Source organism: Lysinibacillus sp. BS3, assembly GCF_039614735.1.
GTDB classification, from domain to species: Bacteria; Bacillota; Bacilli; order Bacillales_A; family Planococcaceae; genus Lysinibacillus; species Lysinibacillus capsici.
Genome location: NZ_CP154860.1, coordinates 2,214,725 through 2,234,045 on the forward strand (window position 1 = coordinate 2,214,725; position 19,321 = coordinate 2,234,045).

At 37.4% G+C, this 19,321-nt stretch carries 16 protein-coding genes; 1 reads left to right on the top strand and 15 read right to left on the bottom strand.

Annotation, left to right across the window (positions count from 1 at the left end):
- Positions 1-12: 12 nt before the first annotated feature.
- Both AAJG31_RS11065 and AAJG31_RS11070 read right to left on the bottom strand, forming a co-directional pair.
- Positions 13-966 (bottom strand): L-threonine 3-dehydrogenase, encoded by a 954-nt coding sequence (locus AAJG31_RS11065; RefSeq protein ID WP_279493814.1) that lies wholly within the window; start codon positions 964-966, stop codon positions 13-15.
- A gap of 351 nt (positions 967-1,317) precedes the next feature.
- On the bottom strand, positions 1,318-2,988 hold the full coding sequence (locus AAJG31_RS11070; protein ID WP_279493813.1) for a methyl-accepting chemotaxis protein: 1,671 nt from the start codon (positions 2,986-2,988) through the stop codon (positions 1,318-1,320).
- A 234-nt stretch (positions 2,989-3,222) separates the two neighbouring features.
- Between AAJG31_RS11070 and AAJG31_RS11075 the strand changes: the two genes are divergently transcribed.
- Positions 3,223-4,398 (top strand): FtsW/RodA/SpoVE family cell cycle protein, encoded by a 1,176-nt coding sequence (locus AAJG31_RS11075; protein ID WP_259955547.1) that lies wholly within the window; start codon positions 3,223-3,225, stop codon positions 4,396-4,398.
- Between the two features lie 56 nt (positions 4,399-4,454).
- On the opposite strand, the gene AAJG31_RS11080 is transcribed toward AAJG31_RS11075, so the two are convergent.
- From AAJG31_RS11080 to AAJG31_RS11140, 13 genes are all read right to left on the bottom strand, one after another.
- On the bottom strand, positions 4,455-5,435 hold the full coding sequence (locus tag AAJG31_RS11080; RefSeq protein WP_048393411.1) for a BadF/BadG/BcrA/BcrD ATPase family protein: 981 nt from the start codon (positions 5,433-5,435) through the stop codon (positions 4,455-4,457).
- 12 nt (positions 5,436-5,447) lie between these two features.
- The gene (locus AAJG31_RS11085) at positions 5,448-6,449 is read right to left on the bottom strand and encodes an asparaginase (protein WP_259949387.1); all 1,002 of its coding nucleotides are present in this window, start codon (positions 6,447-6,449) and stop codon (positions 5,448-5,450) included.
- Positions 6,450-6,467: 18 nt separating this feature from the next.
- Positions 6,468-7,619: an ROK family transcriptional regulator gene (locus AAJG31_RS11090; protein WP_054549117.1), complete on the bottom strand. Its 1,152-nt coding sequence runs from the start codon at positions 7,617-7,619 to the stop codon at positions 6,468-6,470.
- A 14-nt stretch (positions 7,620-7,633) separates the two neighbouring features.
- Entirely contained in the window at positions 7,634-8,515 is an 882-nt protein-coding gene (locus tag AAJG31_RS11095; RefSeq protein ID WP_103117394.1) for a sugar phosphate isomerase/epimerase family protein, read from the bottom strand.
- Position 8,516: 1 nt separating this feature from the next.
- The gene (locus AAJG31_RS11100; protein ID WP_259949385.1) at positions 8,517-9,575 is read right to left on the bottom strand and encodes a Gfo/Idh/MocA family oxidoreductase; all 1,059 of its coding nucleotides are present in this window, start codon (positions 9,573-9,575) and stop codon (positions 8,517-8,519) included.
- Positions 9,576-9,588: 13 nt separating this feature from the next.
- Entirely contained in the window at positions 9,589-10,467 is an 879-nt protein-coding gene (locus AAJG31_RS11105; protein WP_259949383.1) for a sugar phosphate isomerase/epimerase, read from the bottom strand.
- 18 nt (positions 10,468-10,485) lie between these two features.
- Entirely contained in the window at positions 10,486-11,451 is a 966-nt protein-coding gene (locus AAJG31_RS11110; protein ID WP_258859131.1) for a dipeptide ABC transporter ATP-binding protein, read from the bottom strand.
- Entirely contained in the window at positions 11,444-12,436 is a 993-nt protein-coding gene (locus tag AAJG31_RS11115) for an ABC transporter ATP-binding protein (RefSeq protein ID WP_279493806.1), read from the bottom strand. Before AAJG31_RS11115 ends, AAJG31_RS11110 begins: the two co-directional genes overlap by 8 nt.
- An 11-nt stretch (positions 12,437-12,447) precedes the next feature.
- Complete coding sequence (locus AAJG31_RS11120) at positions 12,448-13,344, bottom strand: ABC transporter permease subunit (protein ID WP_048393395.1); 897 nt, start codon at positions 13,342-13,344, stop codon at positions 12,448-12,450.
- A gap of 13 nt (positions 13,345-13,357) precedes the next feature.
- Positions 13,358-14,281, bottom strand: a complete 924-nt coding sequence (locus tag AAJG31_RS11125) for an ABC transporter permease subunit (protein WP_048393392.1) — start codon at positions 14,279-14,281, stop codon at positions 13,358-13,360.
- 66 nt (positions 14,282-14,347) lie between these two features.
- Positions 14,348-15,931 (bottom strand): glutathione ABC transporter substrate-binding protein, encoded by a 1,584-nt coding sequence (locus AAJG31_RS11130; RefSeq protein ID WP_279493804.1) that lies wholly within the window; start codon positions 15,929-15,931, stop codon positions 14,348-14,350.
- 482 nt (positions 15,932-16,413) lie between these two features.
- The gene (locus AAJG31_RS11135; protein WP_048393388.1) at positions 16,414-17,766 is read right to left on the bottom strand and encodes an aspartate aminotransferase family protein; all 1,353 of its coding nucleotides are present in this window, start codon (positions 17,764-17,766) and stop codon (positions 16,414-16,416) included.
- 24 nt (positions 17,767-17,790) lie between these two features.
- Positions 17,791-19,320 carry a CoA-acylating methylmalonate-semialdehyde dehydrogenase gene (locus AAJG31_RS11140; protein ID WP_048393386.1) on the bottom strand — a complete coding sequence of 510 codons (1,530 nt, stop codon included), beginning with the start codon at positions 19,318-19,320 and terminating at the stop codon, positions 17,791-17,793.
- Position 19,321 lies beyond the last annotated feature (1 nt).

The window sequence follows — 19,321 nt, forward strand, 5'->3', positions numbered from 1 at the left end:
GTTGCCTATCTATTATGAAATTGCTTTTTTATGCAGTTTAATTTTCAATTTTTCTAACATATCTACCGTCATTTTAGCTAAATCATATTCTGCTTTGAAGCCCCACTCTTTTTGAGCCGCTTCAATATTTAAAGAGTTTGGCCAGCTATCTGCAATGGCTTGACGAACAGGATCTACCTGATAGCTCATTGTGAAATTTGGTAAGTGTTTCTTGATTTCAGCCGCGATTTGCGAAGGTTCGAAGCTCATGGCTGTAATATTAAAAGCATTGCGATGAACAAGCTTACTACCGTCTGCTTCCATTAAATCTACAATAGCTTGTAAGGCATCTGGCATGTACATCATATCCATAAATGTACCTTCCTGAATATACGATGTATATTTGCCTTGTTCGATGGCTTCATAGAAAATTTCTACAGCATAATCTGTTGTACCACCACCTGGAGGTGTTACATAAGAAATTAGCCCCGGGAAGCGTACTCCGCGTGTATCAACACCAAAACGATTGAAGTAATAATCGCATAATAACTCACCCGCTACCTTATTTACCCCATACATAGTTGTTGGTCTTTGCAAAGTATCCTGTGGTGTATCTTCCTTAGGTGTAGACGGACCAAACGCACCAATTGAGCTTGGCGTGAAAAATTGCATATTTAACTCACGTGAAACTTCTAACGCATTCATTAATCCACCCATATTTAAATTCCAAGCTAACAATGGATTTCTCTCTGCTGTAGCTGATAATAGTGCTGCTAAATGCATCATCGTATCTGCACCGAAGTCCTTTGCTAAATCATGCATTCTTTGTCCATCTGTCACGTCCAATATTTCAAATGGGCCCTTAGTATGTTCAAGCTTTCTAATGTCTGTAGCAAGTATATTGTCCTCTCCATAAATACCACGAAGTTTTTCTACTAGCTCAGAACCAATTTGACCAAGTGCTCCAGTAACAATAACCTTTTTCATTTCCCAAAACCTCCACATGTGAACAATTGTACTTTCTGAAAGTACAAAAATACATTAATAAACATTGATTTAATAACACTTTCAATGAAATTCATTATAATGTGTTCGTTTTGAAAATACAACAATTATATTAATAATATTCCTTACAAAGAACATACAATCCCTTATTCACAGTATATGAGAACAAGAAAAATATTGTGCTACAAAAATATACAAAACACATTTGTACATCTCAAAAACACAAATCATTTACACTTTCATAAGCTAGTTTTGTAACCATGCAAAAAAAGAATCTTCTTTGCTATTTTTTGCAAAGAAGACCCTTTTTGAATATTATTCTTTAATATTAAATTATATCGAAAAACGTTTGACAGCTATTTGCAAAACTTTTGATACTTTGCGCAATTCCTTAATATAATTATGGAACTGTTGCTGAGCTGTTAATTGATCAGCTGTTAACGTAGCAACATGCTTAGTAGACACGGCATTCGTATCGGATAAGGCTGTCAGCATACCCGCATCCTCACTTACCTTCTTCGTGTGATTGGCAATCTCTTGAACCGTAGCAGATACTTCCATAATATATGGCTTAATAGTATGTACTTTTTCTAAAATTTGATCAAAACTTGACGCAGTTTGTCCTGTAACAGCTACACCTTTTTCAGTCGCTACTAAAACCCCTTCCATCATTTGTACCGCATAACTCGAATCTAGATGGATGTTCTGTACAATGGATGTAATCGTTTGTGTCGATTGAACAGTTTGCTCTGCAAGCTTACGAACCTCATTAGCCACTACTGCAAAGCCTTTACCATGCTCTCCTGCTCTAGCGGCTTCAATTGAAGCGTTTAAAGCCAGTAAGTTAGTTTGCGCTGTTATTCTTTCTATTACTTCAATCATTTGATCAATCGATGCAGCCCGCTCTACTAAATTAAAGATAGCTGTATTAGATTTTTCAACCGCCTGCTTAATAGCTTGCATTTGTGTTAAATTAGCCTGTACAATTTCAGTTCCACTTTCTGCATCTCTGGCCGTTTTTTGTGCAAAACTTTCTACAACCTGAACCTTTTCTAAAATAACCTGTACATCATTTAAAACCTCCTCTAAGGAAGCAGTATTCGAAGCTAGTTTACTAGAAGAAGCAGACGTTGACTCTGAAATAGATTGTACATCCTTCGCTATTTTTAATGTCGTTGTTGATGATTGCTCAGAGGATTTCTGCAATTTCCCTGTCATTTCTTCTACTTCATAGGCACTGTCTGTGACAGTATGGAGTAGTCGTTTCACCTCTGTTACCATTTGATTGTATGACAGAACTACTTCACCAAGCTCATCATGAGCTACATAACTTGCATTGGCAGTGAAATCACCTTGTTCTGCTCGTTTTAATAATGACTTTAGTTGACGGGTTGGCACATTGACTGCCTTCGTTGCAATAAAGCCGATAAGGATAACAAGCAAGACAACCGCTAAGCATACGCCACCTAGTAACCAGTAGCCAAATTGTACATCTTTTTGATAAGCCTGCTGTTGGTCTTTTGCTCGTTGAACCAAATAATTTTGCGTGTCTTCTAATAATGCATGACTCTCCTGACTAATTGGTAAAAATGTTTGCACATAAAACTGATCTAGCTCACCATGGTTCAATTGCTTAAAGTTCTCAATGGCTTCTTCCTGCTTCTTAAGCAATGACTTATACTTCTTAATTTGATGACTCATCTTCTTGTCAATTTCTTGGCTATCTAGATGATCTAAAGGCTGCGCCATGTTTTGTAAAATGGCTGTCATTTCTTTATCGTCACCCTTCGAATCTACTATAAAATCTAATCGACGCTGTGATTCTTCTAGCTCATTTAGCCATCCAATTGGGACCAGTCCCTGTGTGTAACTCTCACTTGCATGCCACGACATTTTCCTTAAATAATCTACACTGAATACACCTAGCAATACATTCGATAATACACAAACAATCATGAGTACAAGTAACTTGTCCTTCACCTTAATGAAACGGAAAAAATGCATGATCCTTGGCTCCTCCTCCAACTCTTACCAATAATGATAGTATAGAGATATAAAGCCAGTGTTATATTTTTGTAAATTTTAATCGAAATATTAAGAATTTATACCCATCATTTAGTTTTATTTAGGTAATTTAACTCGCTAAATTAGCCAGATTATTGCTACTTATTCATACTATTTTTAGAAAAACATTCGCAACCTTCCATACATTGTAAGCGTTCATACTAGAGAATGGAGGTGTTACATTTGACGCAATTCAAGAAGTTAGATTGGAGTTTAGTAATAAGTCTTCTTTTACTCGGCGCTATTAGTTGCCTTTTTGTCCATTCTAGTAGTGTAAATTTTGAACAGTATGCAAGCTCCTTTATTATCAAACAGTTTTTATTTTATGTCATCGGATTAACCATCATGCTTGGAATATCCTTGCTTGATATTGAACAGTTGAAGAAGATTGGATGGCCATTTTACTTCCTAATAGTTGCTTTAACGGCTGGTCTTATTGTTGCTCCTGAAAGCATTGCTCGAACGATCAATCAGGCAAAATCATGGTATCAAATCCCGTTTTTAGGTTCTCTCCAACCCTCGGAATTTTTAAAGTTCGCTTTTTTAATAGTTGTGAGTAAGGTCATTATTGCTCATCAAGAGAAAAATGTCCGCCCCTCCTATCTAGCAGATTTTTGGTTACTTATAAAAATCGGGCTAATTGTCCTTCCTCCTACGCTACTTGTTTATAGACAACCCGATACAGGTATGGTCATGTTGTATATGGCAATGATTTTACCGATGATTTTCTTTTCAGGTATTCATAGAAAGCTTCTTGTCGTATTTACGGCTGTTCCTCTAGTTATCATCAGTACGCTGGTAGTGCTCTATGTCAGATTTAATGAATTTTTTACAGAGAAGGTTTTAGGTGCTCTATCAGGACATCAGATTTCTAGAATTTATGGATGGCTTCAGCCTTATGAATATACAGATTCTTCTTTTCAAGTACGCCAAGGCTTTATGGCTATCGGGTCAGGAGAATTTGTGGGCAAGGGCTATCTACATAACAATGTCTATGTACCAGAAAAACATACCGATTTTATATTCTCTGCTATTGCAGAAGAGCTAGGTTTTATTGGAGGAGCATTTGTAATCGCGCTACTTTTTTTTGTTATCTATCGTATTGTCGTTATTACGGTAGTAGCGCGAGACCCCTTTATGACTTTAATGGGGGCAGGTATTTCAAGCTTACTAGCCTTTCAAATTACTCAAAATATCGGCATGACCATTGGGCTTTTACCTGTCACAGGTGTCACCCTACCCTTTTTAAGCTATGGTGGAAGTTCGTTATTATCCAATTTTATGCTTATCGGAATCGTCATGATCATTCATAATTCATATAAGGGGTATATGTTTAAAGTAGGAGACTGACAAAATGCAAGTAGAGACATGTATATGCTATTCTCTACTTGCTAAGTTAAGGGGGATTAATTCGTTAAAAACTTCTTCATACTTGCATTATATTGATCGATAAATAGCTTTGCCTCATTATATGGTAATCTTAAAGCAGCTAAAGCGGCACCACCTACCGGTAAGCTATAAGCACCCACGAAGTCATACTGATTACTATTCTTTTTATCAATAGCGATTAATTTTTTAGTAAATAGCTCCAATTCATTAAAAACGCCACCAGCTAGCACTACTTTGACTTGCTTATGTGCAAACGGGTTTTTTTTGTAACAAGCGTCTATACTTTGATAAAAAACATGGCACACTTGATCAATAATTGTATTGGCTTCTCCATCACCACGTTTAGCGCATTCAATTGCAACCTTACTTAAAGGTGATATGGTATCCCGCGGATGCCCTTCGCCATATACCACTTCAATTATCTGCGGAACGGATTGTAATCGAAAATATTCTAATACCGCTGCTGTTAGAAGCGTTTCAGGACCTCTTTTGTCGAATGCTTTAAATACCGCTTTTAATGTGCGAATGCCAATATCATAGCCACTGCCCTCATCATCAAAAATATAACCCCATCCTGCTGTACGCTCAATTCTTCCAGATGCATCTATACTGAGTGTAATCGCACCCGTACCAGAAATTTGTACAATGCCTGGCTGCCCCAAGGTTCCCGCATACAGCGCGTTCATTCCATCATTCGATAGTGATAGTTGACAGTCTTTCGGTAAAAGCGAGGTTAATAATGCATAGGTAATTTTCTCATTATTATTTTCTGTTACACCAGACAGGCCAGCATGGCACTTTGTAATGTGTTGAAATTCGTGAGGCTGTTGTCTTTTTAAATTATTTATTAATTCTGTTATCGTCTCTGTAAAATGCTCGAAGCTCATGGATGTGGGATTACTTTTGCCTGTTTCTGCTAGCGCCATAATTTGCCCATGACATGTTGAGATTGTTGCAATCGTTTTCGTTCCACCGCCATCTATTGCCAAAACATGCAAGTGCCTTCACCTCTATACAATTTTAATTGTAGATACAATTTCTCCTACCTCTACCCCTGCATCATTACGCACAAATGCAGGAGACAATGCTTTAATACGCTCAATTGTTTCTTGATTTGTATACTGCATTTGTTCCAATACAGAAGCAATTACATTGGGCCACGGACTTTCGGAGCCATTCATAATTTTCAAGGCAAAACTTACTCCTTCATTTCTTAGAGCAAAACAGTATACACCCTGTGCTCCGCCCTTCGCCACAATATTAGGGTCCTTTAATAATGCTGTACAAATAAAGTTTTGTGCTGCAATGATATGACTCTCTTGATTCATTACTGTTGTAAGCTTTATTACTGCTTCACGAATCAGTTGATCATCAATTAATTCTGGTCTTGCTAACTTTAAATAAGCAATGGCCATGTTTTTTAACGGAATCGCAAAGACGGGCGCACCACAGCCATCAATCCCTGTACGAATTCCCTCTATCTCATATTCACTTAAATAAGCAATATATTTTTTTATCATCTGTTGCAGTGGATGTTCTGGATGACAATATTGCTTGACATCATAGCCATTTGCTAAACATGCAGTTAAAAATCCTAAATGCTTGCCCGCGCAATTATGAAAGAGTTTCCTCTTTTCAAATCCCTGTTGAATATACTGTGTTTTAGGTTCCTCATTTAACGGATAGGATGCTGCACAAATTAAATCATTTTCATTAATAGGGAGTTTTTCCAGCAAAGAGACTAATGCCTCTTGATGATAAATTTCGCCTCTTTGCGAAGCCAGAAATAATGCACTTTCATTTGAAGTAATCCCGTATTTTTCTATAAAATCAGTCATAAAAATGGGAATGGCTTGAAATGGTTTTGCTGCAGAACGAAAATACACAGGCTCATAGTCTTGACCTACAGAGACGAATTCTTCCTTCGTTAGATTCACAGCACTCATTTGTCCATAATGCACATTTTCCATTAATCCTGAACGATACTCCTTTAAAAATTCTGAGTAAGCCACGAATCAACCAACCTTTCTTTAAACAGACAGCAACTGCTTTTGTGCTTGTAATGCCGCTCCTTTAACAACCCCTTCTTTTAATTGATTGGAAAACTGCAAATCAAAGTAGGGTTGTAATTCCTTCCATATATACTGTTTACACTTTTCACTAAGTAGTTTTTGAAATGTCACATTGTGCTCAATAATTTCTCCACTGACGATGACAGCCTCTGGTTCGTATAAACAAACTAGATTATTGATGGCTATAGCTAGAAAAGTAGCTACATCTTGTTGAATATCGATTGCCCATTGCTCACCTTGATCAACACACTGCAAAATCTCTTCTATTGATTGAATATTAAGATTTTTAGGTGTTCTTTTTAACAGCGTAACTTCAGAAACATACATCGATAAGCATCCTCTTTTACCACAGTGACACATTTCACCAAAGGGATTAATCGTTATATGACTTATTTCTCCAGCTTTATTTTGAATGCCACGATACACTTCTCCATTTAATAATATGGATGCTCCTATTCCCGTTCCAATTCCGACTAAAATACAATTTGAATACTGTGGCGTATAGATATCACCAATTTCAGCAATGATTTGCATTTTTAATTCATTATCTACGATGACTTCACAACCAAAAACACCATTTAAATCTTCTCTTATATGGCAGTTTTCCCACTTCAATTGCTCAGAGGAAACGATAATTCCTTCCTCGTTATTGATTACTCCTGGAATTCCTATCCCAATGCCTAGTAATTTATCCTGAGCAATCTGATATTCTGTCATGATATTTTCTATAGATCGTTTAAGTAGATATATAGCTTCTTCGTATTGATGCTTGATGCTACATTTGACTTCCTGAAAGGCAATAAGCTTCCCTAAGAAATCTAGTATACCTATTCGAATAGTAAAACAGTCAATTTCTATCCCAATCGTATATAAAGCATCTTCTCGCATATGAATTAACGTAGGACGTCTACCAATGGCTGTTTCTTCCGATACCCCTTCAAGAATAAAGCCTTCCGCTTCTAGCTCCTGCACAATACGCGTAATGGTTGTAGGGCTCATTTTTGTATATTTTGATAATTGAATTCTTGAAATTGGCGCCATCTGCCTTATTGCGTCAAGCACAATATATTTATTTTGTCTTCGCATTTGTACTTGATCTTGCTTTTTCAAATTAGATTCAACCCCTATTTAAACTTTTCTATGAATTGTACAGCTTCTTTGATGTCTTTTTCGGGATTTGATCTCACTTCTCGTTCAATAGTTAAATAGCCATTGTATCCGATTTCTTGTAAAGCTGAAAAATAAAGCTCGAAATTGACATCTCCATGACCTAATGGAAGTTCTCTGAAAAACTCTCCATTTTCCACCATTTCTTCTATTTTATCATGAGATGTTCCAGAATCGTATCCTAAGTACCCGTACACATCTTTAGGATTCGTTGACTGCAGTTGAATACCATCCTTTACATGTGTATGTACAATATATTTCTTTAATAGTTTGACTCCAGCTACAGGATCATCTTTTGTTACCATCACCATATTGGCTGGATCAAAATTAACCGATACACCGTTCGTTGATAGCTTATCTAAAAACTCTTTTAATGTTTTACTCGTTTCTGGCCCTGTTTCAATCGCAAAATAAGCATCTAATGATGTAGCATATTGTCCTAATTCTTCACAAGCTTCCAGCATTGTTTGATAGATTGGGTCATTTTCATCTTCAGGAATAATACCGATATGGGTTGTAACAATGGATGTTCCTAGGTCCTTGGCTAATTGCAGTATTTCTTTCGATTTCTTGATTTTCCAGGCATTTTCTGCTTTATCTTGGAAGCCATGTCCTCCTAAATCTCCACATAAGGCGGAGATTTCTAGACCTAACCCTAAAATATACGCCTTCAATTCTGCTCTTTGTTCAGCATTTAGGTTATCGGGGTCCAACTCACCTGAAACGGCATACATTTGTACCCCCTGTGCCCCAACTTCTTTCGCCTTTAACAAACCTTCACGAATAGGTAAACGAAAGCTGTCTACTATCACACCGATTTTATTATCCAATTTCACCATTTTAATAAACAACCTCCTTTCCTTCAGTTGCAGAAATATAAATACCTTCTAAGATTTTCATAATTTCTACCCCATCCTCCAAAGGTGCAACTGAATCATAATGATGAAGGCAACAATCAACAAATGAATTAATTTCATTTTGAAAGGCAGTTGCAAAATCAAAAGTTAGATCGTTAATTTGAGGATGAATATTTAAAATCGTATTATGCTCTTCACTTACAATTTTTAATTCAGGCTCTAGCTCTGCTCCACCATTCGTGCCATATAGCTTAATACTTATTTCATCTTTTAAAGCATGTAGTGTATAGGAAACGTCTACCATTAGCGATGCTCCATTCTCAAATGTAATGAGGGCATTTGCTAAGTCTTCTACTGTGTTTTTCGTTGCATCATAGTCTGCAGCCTTATAGAAGGATAAATTTTCTATATGATTTCGATTTCCTAATTGATTGTAAGTATGACCTGTTATACGTTTCACCTTTGGTCTACCCATTAAGTACCAGCATATATCAATTACATGTACCCCCAGATCAATTAAAGGTCCGCCGCCAGACTTATCAATTTCGGCAAACCAGCCTCCTGGATTCCCTAATCTTCTTAGGCAGGAAGCTTTGGCATAATAAATATCGCCCAATTTATTATCGTCGATGAAGCTTTTCAGTACTTTGGTATTTGTTGCAAATCGTCTTACATAGCCCACTTGAAATACTTTCTGATGCTTTTCTGCAACCTTTTGGATATTTAGAGCCTCTGCATAAGTCATAGATAGCGGCTTTTCTATTAGAACATGTAAGTCATTTTCCAAAGCAAAAATCGCCAATTCTGCATGCGTATTATTCCATGTACAAATACTGACAGCCTCCACATTTTTATCTGCGAATAGCTCTTCTTTTGAAGAAAAAACATGTGTTGCTCCAAATTGGGCTGCTTTTGCTTTGCCTCGTTCAATGGAAGCATCATACACGCCATATAATTCAACGTATGGATTATTCGTATAGGAACCTAAGTGAAAATCTGAAATAGAACCTGTGCCAATGACACAAACTTTTAATTTATCCATGTGCTTTCCCCCTTTAGAGCTTGCATTCATTCCATAAACGACGTACATTATCCATCCCTATTTTTGAACCAACTTGGCAATCTTCCATCCCTTCAAACTCAATAGTAAGATAACCATCATATCCACTGACTTTTACGAGTTTAATAATTTCTCGAATATTTATATCACCATGCCCGACAATAGCACCTCTGATGTAGTTGTTATGAACTGTACGGAACCACTCGCCCTCACCTGGATTTTCATAATAAGGACGAATATAAAAATCTTTGAAATGCACTGTAGCAGCATAAGGAATGTTTTTCATAACACCAATGAGAGGCTCTTCATCAATACATAAAAAATTACCGATATCTAAAGTTGTTTTAAAGTTGGCTCTGTTTACCGCATGAATTAATTGTTGTACACGATCACTTGTTTGAACATTAAAGCCATGATTTTCAATCGTTGTCGTAATATTAAATTGTTTCGCGTAATCTGCAATTAACTGACAGCCTCTAACCATTTCTTCAAAATGCTCGTTGTAATAATGAATGGATGTTTGCTCCTTTGGTAAGGTAAAGAGAGTAACGTCATGGCGCATAATGTGAATACCCATATGATGTACTACATCAATATGTTTCTTTAAACGTTCAACTTCTTCTAAAAAAGCTTCCTCCGTATCCTGAATAAAGTTAGCTGGTAACGAATAGGCGGATAACTCTAATCCTAGCTCTGCTGCTTTATCTTTAATTTCAGTTGCAAGTTCATAGTTATCTACAACCGTAAATTCATAGGGCACTAATTCTACATGCTGACCACCGTTGTCTGCTACCCATTGTAAAACATCTAGTACATCCATCTCTCCCTGTCTCATTTTTTTAACCATGCTGTATGTGCTTAACCCTATTTTCATTTATAAACATCCTCTCCATTAGTTAACAAAGTGACATGCAACACTTTGCTCTTCGTTAATTTTCCTCATTTCTGGTATAACTTGCTTACATATATCTGATGCAAAGGGGCACCTTGTGTGGAAGGTACAACCACTCGGCGGATTTTTAGGATTTGGAATATCACCAGTTAAAACGATCTTCTTTTTTCGTAATGTTGGGTCTGCAATCGGTACGGAAGCAATGAGCGCTTGTGTATAGGGATGCTTTGGTTCATTAAATATGGTTTCTTTACGCCCAATTTCTACAATGGATCCTAAATACATAACCCCAATATAATGGCTAATATGTTCTACAACACTTAAATCGTGAGAAATAAAGAGATAAGATATTTTATATTCTTGCTGCAATTGCTTTAATAGATTCAATATTTGTGATTGTATAGATACATCCAACGCAGACACAGGCTCATCAGCAATAATTAATTTTGGCTTTGTTATTAAAGCACGGGCAATACCCAAACGCTGTCTTTGTCCACCACTGAACTCATGTGCATAGCGATCAGCATGTTCAGCATTTAATCCAACGACTTCAAGCATTTCAAGCACTAGTTTTTCACGCTCTACTTTCGAAAGTTTTGTATGAATTTCTAAAGGCTCTCCAACAAGCTCCTTGACCTTCATTCTTGGATTCAATGAGGCATATGGGTCTTGAAAAATCATTTGAACAGTTTGCCTTAAGTGCCTTAATTCAGATGGCTTTGCAGTAGCTACTTCTTTCCCATCCACAACGATACTTCCATTCGTTGGTGCTATTAATCTAGTAATTAATCTGCCCGTAGTAGATTTCCCACAACCACTTTCCCCAACTAAACTAAATGTCGTACCTTCTTCTATTTCAAAGGAGACATCTATAACTGCGTTAACATATTGCTTTTTTTGAAATAACCCTCCGGCTATTTGAAAGCTCTTTTTTAAATTCTCCACTTTTAATATACTGTTAGGCATTTACTTCCACATCCTTTTTCACATATAGCCAGCAGCTACATTGGCGTGTAGCCGAAATTTTTACTGTCGGTGGACTCTCCTGATTGCATATAGACATCGCTTGATTACAACGTGGAGCAAATTTACAACCATTCGGCATATTTTGTGGGGATGGTACTTGACCATTGATAGAATCTAATACTTCTTTGTTATCACCAATTTTCGGTACAGATGCAATTAAACCTTTTGTATAGGGATGCTTGGGGCTAGCAAATAATTCAAAGACATCTGCTTCCTCTACAACCTGCCCTGCATACATGACCACTACCCTATCGCACATTTCCGCCACAACACCTAAATCATGTGTAATTAATAAAATAGCTGTCTCATTTTCTTCCTTTAGCTTTTTCATTAGCTCTAAAATTTGAGCTTGTATCGTGACATCAAGCGCAGTGGTTGGTTCGTCGGCAATAAGTAAATTAGGGTGGCAGGCCATAGCCATTGCAATCATTACCCGTTGGCGCATTCCTCCTGAGAGCTGATGTGGATATTCATAAATGATTTCCTCGGCTCTTCCTATGCCCACGCTTTTTAACATTTGGATTGCATGATGCTTACTTTCGTTTTTCGGCAGCTTCAAATGCATCTCAATTGCTTCCATTAACTGCTTGCCTATTTTTAAGACAGGATTTAAAGAAGTCATGGGCTCTTGAAAAATCATGGCCATTTGCTTGCCACGAATCTTTCGAATTTCTGATTCGGACATTTTCGTCAAGTCATGTCCATTAAAATGTATAGAGCCATTGACGATTTTGCCTGTAGTACCGTGAAATAATTGCATGATGGATAACGATGTTAAGCTTTTTCCACTGCCCGATTCTCCCACTAAGCCTACTATCTCTCCTTTACGGATGGAAAAATTGACACCTCTTAAAATTTTGATTTCCTTATTATCACGCGTAAAGGACGTTTCTAAGTCAATTACTCGTAATACATGTTCTGGCATAGGCATTCTCCTTAATTATTTTTTATTTTTGGATCTAACACATCTCGTAATCCATCACCTATTAAGTTAAATGCTAGTACGGTTAAAAATATGGCAATACCTGGCATGATGACTACATGCGAAGATGTCCCTAAATAGTCGCGCCCACTACTTAGCATTACTCCCCACTCAGGCATTTCAGGGCTTGCACCTAAGCCTAAAAAACTTAAACCAGAAGCTGCTAAAATGGCTGTCCCTATACGCATTGTGACAAAAATGATTAACTCACTAATTGTTTCAGGGAAAATATGTTTCCACAGCACTCTAACATGCGATGCTCCCATAGATTGTGCTGCTTCTACATAGACATTCTCCTTCGCATTCAATGTAGCACCTCTGACTAAACGAGCAAAAGATGGCACACTAAAGATCATCACAGCAATGATGACATTATTAATACCAGGGCCCAATAAGGCTACAATGGCAATCGCTAATAATAAATCAGGGAATGAAAACAACACATCACAGCTACGCATGATGATTTTGTCAACCCACCCACCGAAGTAACCGCTAATTAAACCTAAAATAGTTCCTAGTATTAAGCCTAAAAATACGGCACTGAAACTCACCATTAAGGATATTTTTGCGCCTACTATTAAACGACTAAAAATATCTCGACCATACTCGTCCGTTCCTGCCAAATGACTTGCACTTGGTCCCTCTAATAAAGCATTATAATTCGGTTCAAAAGGATCGTAAGGTGCGATATAAGGGCCAATAATAGCGATTACAATTAACAATCCTATAAAGATACTTGCTACCAAAGCAGCCTTTTGTTTTTTAAAAGACTTCCAAAATTCTTTAAGAGGAGAGTATTTTCTTTGTGTATTTTGCACTTGGCTATTTTGCACAGTAGTTGGTGAAGTCATTTTGTTCCCTCCCTTAAGAATTTAATTGGATTTTTGGATTTAACACGGTATAAAGCACATCAACTATTAAATTGACTAAAATAAATTCAAATGCAAATAACAGTAGTGCAGACTGAATGACGGGATAATCTCGAAAGGCAATCGAATCAATTAAAAGTCGTCCCATTCCTGGAAAACTAAAGACTGTCTCCACTACCACCGATCCTCCTAAGAGAAATCCGAATTGCAGACCTGCTACTGTTACCACAGAAATCAAGGAATTTCTTAAAGCATGGGTCACAATAACGGAGTGTTCTTTCAATCCTTTTGCTCTCCCTGTTCTTATAAAATCAGCTTGTAACGTTTCAAGCATGGAAGAACGAGTAAATCGCGCAATCATTGACATAATGCCAGCCCCTAAAGTCAAGGAGGGCAAAATATAACTTGAAAAGCCATCTAATCCACCCGTCGGAAATAACCCTAGCTGCACTGAAAATAATTGAATTAATAATAAGCCCAACCAAAATCCTGGAATTGAGATGCCAGAAACAGCCGTTACCATACCAAAATAATCAGGCCATTTGTTTTTATTGATGGCAGAAAAAACACCAATCACCAAACCCATTAATGTAGCCCAAAACATGGAAAGGAAAGTAAGGTGAAGAGAAGGCATAAACCTTGTTTTAAACATATCTATGACAGGTAGTCCTGTTGTTAAAGATGTTCCAAGCTCACCCGTCACAAGATTTTTCATATAATCCATGTATTGTTTAAGAATGGGTTTATCTAAACCTAACTCATGGCGTACATTTTCAACATCTTCTAGCGTGGCATCCTTACCAGCTACTAATCTTGCAGGGTCACCTGGTATGAAATGAATAAATAAGAATGTTAATATAGAAATGACAATTAATATCGGTATCATTTCAACAGTTCTTCTTGCTATATACTTCCACATGTGGCCTTCCTCCTTTCTATTTTTATGTAAAAGGAATTGACGAGCATCAATTCCTTTTACTGTTCATTACTCCACTTTGGCATTCTTCACATCAAGCCCACCTGTAGGGTTTACTAGCACACCGCTCACATTTGAACGTACACCATATACAACTTCATCTACCCCTAAGAAAATCCAAGGTGTATCTTGATAAACGATTTCCTGTAATTTTTCATATAATTCAGCTTGGCGATCTACATCTGAAATGGAGTTAGCTTCATCCATTAATTGATCTGCCTCCGTGTTATAATAGTAAGCTGTATTTGCACCATTCGGTGGGAATGATACGCTATGGAAAAGAGGCTTTGTTGCATTCGTTATATCCGAAGCATACGCTGACCAACTCACATACCACATTTGTAATTTCGCATCATCTGGTGTTTGTGCACCATAGATTTCGTCTGATAAAGTTCCTTCTTCCATTGATTTAATTTCTACTTTTACACCGATTTGACCTAACTGTTGTTGAATAAACTGCATACCCTTCATCGTATCCGAGTTTGTGTTTCCCCAGATTTCAATATCAAAGCCATCTGGATAGCCTGCCTCAGCCAATAATTCTTTTGCCTTTTCAATATTGTGTTCATACATTTTTTGCTGCTTATAATAAACGGTTTTGGAAGGAATAATAGAGTCTAATGGTAAACCAAGCCCTGCATTCACCACTTTTAAATAAGCATCCTTGTCCACGGCGTAGTTAAAGGCTTGTCGAACTTTAATATCATCCAAAGGTTTTTTATAGGTATTTAATGAAACGTAATGTGCAATTGTAGAAGGAACCTTATTTACCTCTACATCTTTACTATTAGAAAGCTCATCAATATTTTGTGCTGGCACTGGATAGATAACCTGAGCATCGCCCGCTTTTAGCATCGCTACGCGCGAGCCGTTTTCTGGCACTGGTTTATAGGTGATTTTAGCAACACGTTCTCCACCTTCCCAATAGCCATCAAAGTTTTCAATTGTTAAATGGTCTCCTTGTACCCATTCAACAAATTTATATGGTCCTGTACCAACAGGTTTTTTAGGTATATCTGCTGAATTTTCTTTAATCATTTTTGGACTAATCATTTTGGCAACTCCGAAACGCGTAATCATTGGTCCATATGGTTCTTTTAAAGTAACTTTAATTTCATAGTCGCCTAGGATTTCAACATCGCTGATTAAGCTAAAACCACGAGAATATAAACGTAAGCTTTCATCATTCATGATTCGTTCAATGTTGACCTTTACAGCTTCAGCATTAAACTGCTCCCCGTCATGGAAAGTAACCCCTTCTTTAAGTTTGAATGTATAGACTAGCGCGTCTTCACTAATTGAATAGTCATCTGCTAGAACCTTAATAATTTGACCATCTGCATTAAAGCCTAACAATCCTTCTAGCATTGTCTCCTGTACAGAACTCGAATTCGTATCCCCTGTGTTATGTGGATCCATTGAAATAAAGTTTTCATTTACAGCGATAACAAGTTCATTTTTTGAACTAGCTGTACCTGAATCTGTAGTAGACTTGTCCCCAGTATTTGATGCGTTAGAATTGTCTTTCTCTGCGCATGCTGCTAAAAGCAACGTACATAGAATTACAAAAACCAATTTTTTAACATAATTCATCTCATCTACTCCCTTTGTAAAAATCTATAAGAATATTTCTTATAACTTAAATTAAGAAATATAATTACCAAAAAACATTTATTTTCTCCACTGATGAAAATAAGTAGGCAAAAAATAAACTATATTTTCTTACGATTAGACAATTCAATTCAGGAAAAATTGCTCCCTCAACTATCACAATTGCTTTTAATCAGAAAGTATAGTTCAAAATACAAGGTGTATTTATTCCACTGCTGAAAATAAATGAGTAAAAAAATATTCCCTCTCAGGACATTTTTATTATCAGAAAATTAATTATTTTTTAACAACTATAAACTATGAAATCTATTATTTCCACTATTTTTTTAATAAATTTCAGAATTTTATAATTGTTTTTATTGAACTATAATAATTATCCCTAGAGTTTTTGTTGCCCCAAAGGCCAATAATAAAAGTTCTAAAAGCCCTTATTACATGGCTTTTAGAACCTACATGAATAGTTGCTATAGCGTATTTATACTATTCACAACCACATTTAGTATGCGGTCAAGATCTTCTTGTGAAATATTAAGTGGTGGTGATAACGTTAAGACATTATTAAACCCTGCTACAGTAGCTCCATTTTTCCCAATGATGACCCCTTGCCCTTTACATGCTGCAATGACAGCATTCACTTTCTCCACAGGTAAAGGTTCTTTCGAAACTTTATCTACCACTAATTCAATTCCAATCAATAAGCCTTTGCCTCGTACATCTCCTACATTTGGGTGAGGCTGTAATTCTTGTTGCAGTGTTTTTAGTGTTACTGCACCAATTTCCTTGGAACGGTCAAATAAAGCCTCTTGCTCAAGAATCTCAATATTTTTTAATGCGACTGCACATGCCACCGGTGAGCCACCGAATGTATTTACATGGCGGAAATAGCCGTATGCATCTGATCCAGTAAACGCCTCATATATTTCACGCTTTACCGCTGTAGCTGATAATGGTAAATAGGCACTTGTAATTCCTTTGGCCATTGTAATAATATCAGGCTTTACACCATAATTCATAAATCCAAATGGCTTCCCTGTACGACCAAAGCCACAAATAACCTCATCCACAATCATTAAAGCGCCGTGTTTTTTGCATACTTCTTCAATACCTTTTAAATAGTTTTCTGGAGGCATAATGACACCACCACCTGTAATAATAGGCTCTAAGATCATTGCTGCAATTGTATCGCCCAGCTCCCAGGTCATCGTTTTGTCTACGGCCTTTACACTCGCTAAATCTAATGGTGCAATAGTCTCACTTTCATGCTCACGATATTGATCAGGTGGTGCAACATGGATAAAGCCAGGTGATAGAGGCTCATATTTATATTTACGCTCCGCCTGCCCTGTTGCCGCTAATGCACCAAAGGAGTTCCCATGATAAGCACGGTAGCGAGAGACGATTTTATAGCGCGAGCTTTGTCCTTTTTGCTGATGGTATTGTCGAGCTATTTTAAAAGCTGTTTCATTCGCTTCTGAACCACTGTTAGAGAAGAAAATAACATAATCTCCACCAAGCATTTCATTAAGTTTTTCGGCTAGTTCCACGGCTGGTAAATGTCCCTGAGATAAAGGTGCATAAGCATTTTTCATCATTTGTTCATGGGCTGCATCCGCTAATTCTTTACGACCATAGCCAACATTGACACACCATAGCCCAGCCATCGCATCAATATATTCCACACCATCTGTATCAGTAATTCTTGCACCATCAGATTTCTCTACTACATACGTGGCTTGTGGATTATAGGGTTTCATCGAATGCCATACATATTGCTCATCCTTTGCTAATACATCACTTTTAAGATTGATCTGCGTCATCGCCAAACACCCCTCATTATTATTTTAGTTTTTCGCATCGTTATTACTTGGGAACGCAAAGGAGCTTGCTGTATCCTCTGTCTCATCGGGCCAACGTTCAGAAATCGTTTTTGCCTTTGTAAAGAACCTCGCCTGATCTGGACCAAACATATGCCCTTCACCAAACTTAGAGCGTTTCCACCCACCAAAGTTATGATAGCCAACTGGGATTGGGATTGGCACATTTACCCCTACCATACCCACCTCTATTTCTTCTTGGAATTTACGCGCTGCCGCACCACTGCTTGTAAACATTGTGACACCATTGCCAAGCTCATGATCATTTATTAAATCAATAGCCTCTTGTAGTGAATCAACCCCTACTACAATACGTGCTGGACCAAAGACCTCCTCTTTGAAGATCGTCATTTCTGGTGTGACATGATTAAGTAAAGTAGGACCAAGATAAAAACCATTTGACGATTCACATACTTTTGGATTTCTTCCGTCGATGACAAGATTCGCTCCTTCACTGACCGCCCCATCGATATAACGTATAATCGTTTCCTTTGATTGTTTAGTGATAACAGGACCAAAATCGACGTCTTGCTCTGTATAAGGCCCTACCTTTAGTTCGGAAATTTTATTTTTCAATATTTCCGTAAATCGTTGCTCCGTATCCTTCCCTACAACGAGTGCACCAGAAATAGCCATGCAACGCTGAGATGCTGCGCCATATGCTGCTCCTAAAAAGGCATTTGCTGTCTGTTCTAAATTGGCATCAGGCATAACAATCATAAAGTTCTTTCCACCACCAAATGCAGCGACTCGTTTATTGTGCTTTGTCCCAGTTTGATAGATATATTCAGCAACAGGCGTTGAGCCAACAAATGAAATTGCTTGAATCTCTTTATTTTCTAATAGTTCATCGACTGCCTCTTTATCTCCATTAACCACTGTCCAAATACCGTCTGGTAGACCTGCCTCTTTCCATAATTGGCACAAATATAATGCTGAAATAGGTACACGTTCAGATGGCTTTAGAATAACTGCATTTCCTACCGCAACAGCCATACTTGTAATAGCCAGTGGTACCATAACAGGGAAATTAAATGGTGCAATGGTTGCTACTACACCAAGAGGCGATTTGGCAGAAAAAGCATTAATATTTCCACCTACATTGACGGAATACTCTCCTTTTAGCAATTGGGGGGCACTGATCGCCATATCCACAGATTCAATACCACGAACAATTTCACCTTTCGCATCTTCCTTAGTTTTTCCACTTTCTTGGCAAATCACATTGATAAGTTCTTCCTGTCTTTCTACTAACAGCTGACGGAAACGATGTAGCACTTCTACCCGCTTCCCAATTGATGTTTTTTTCCATGCTGGAAAGGCTTCCTTAGCTAACTGAATAGCATGCTTTACCTCGGCTCTTGAAGCAAGGGGTACTCTTGCAATAACCTCACCTGTTGACGGATTATATACTTCAGAGAATCTGTTACTTGTACCTGCTACCTCTTCTCCTTTGATAAAATGTGTTAGCGTTTTCATTTCTTGTTGAACTGTCATA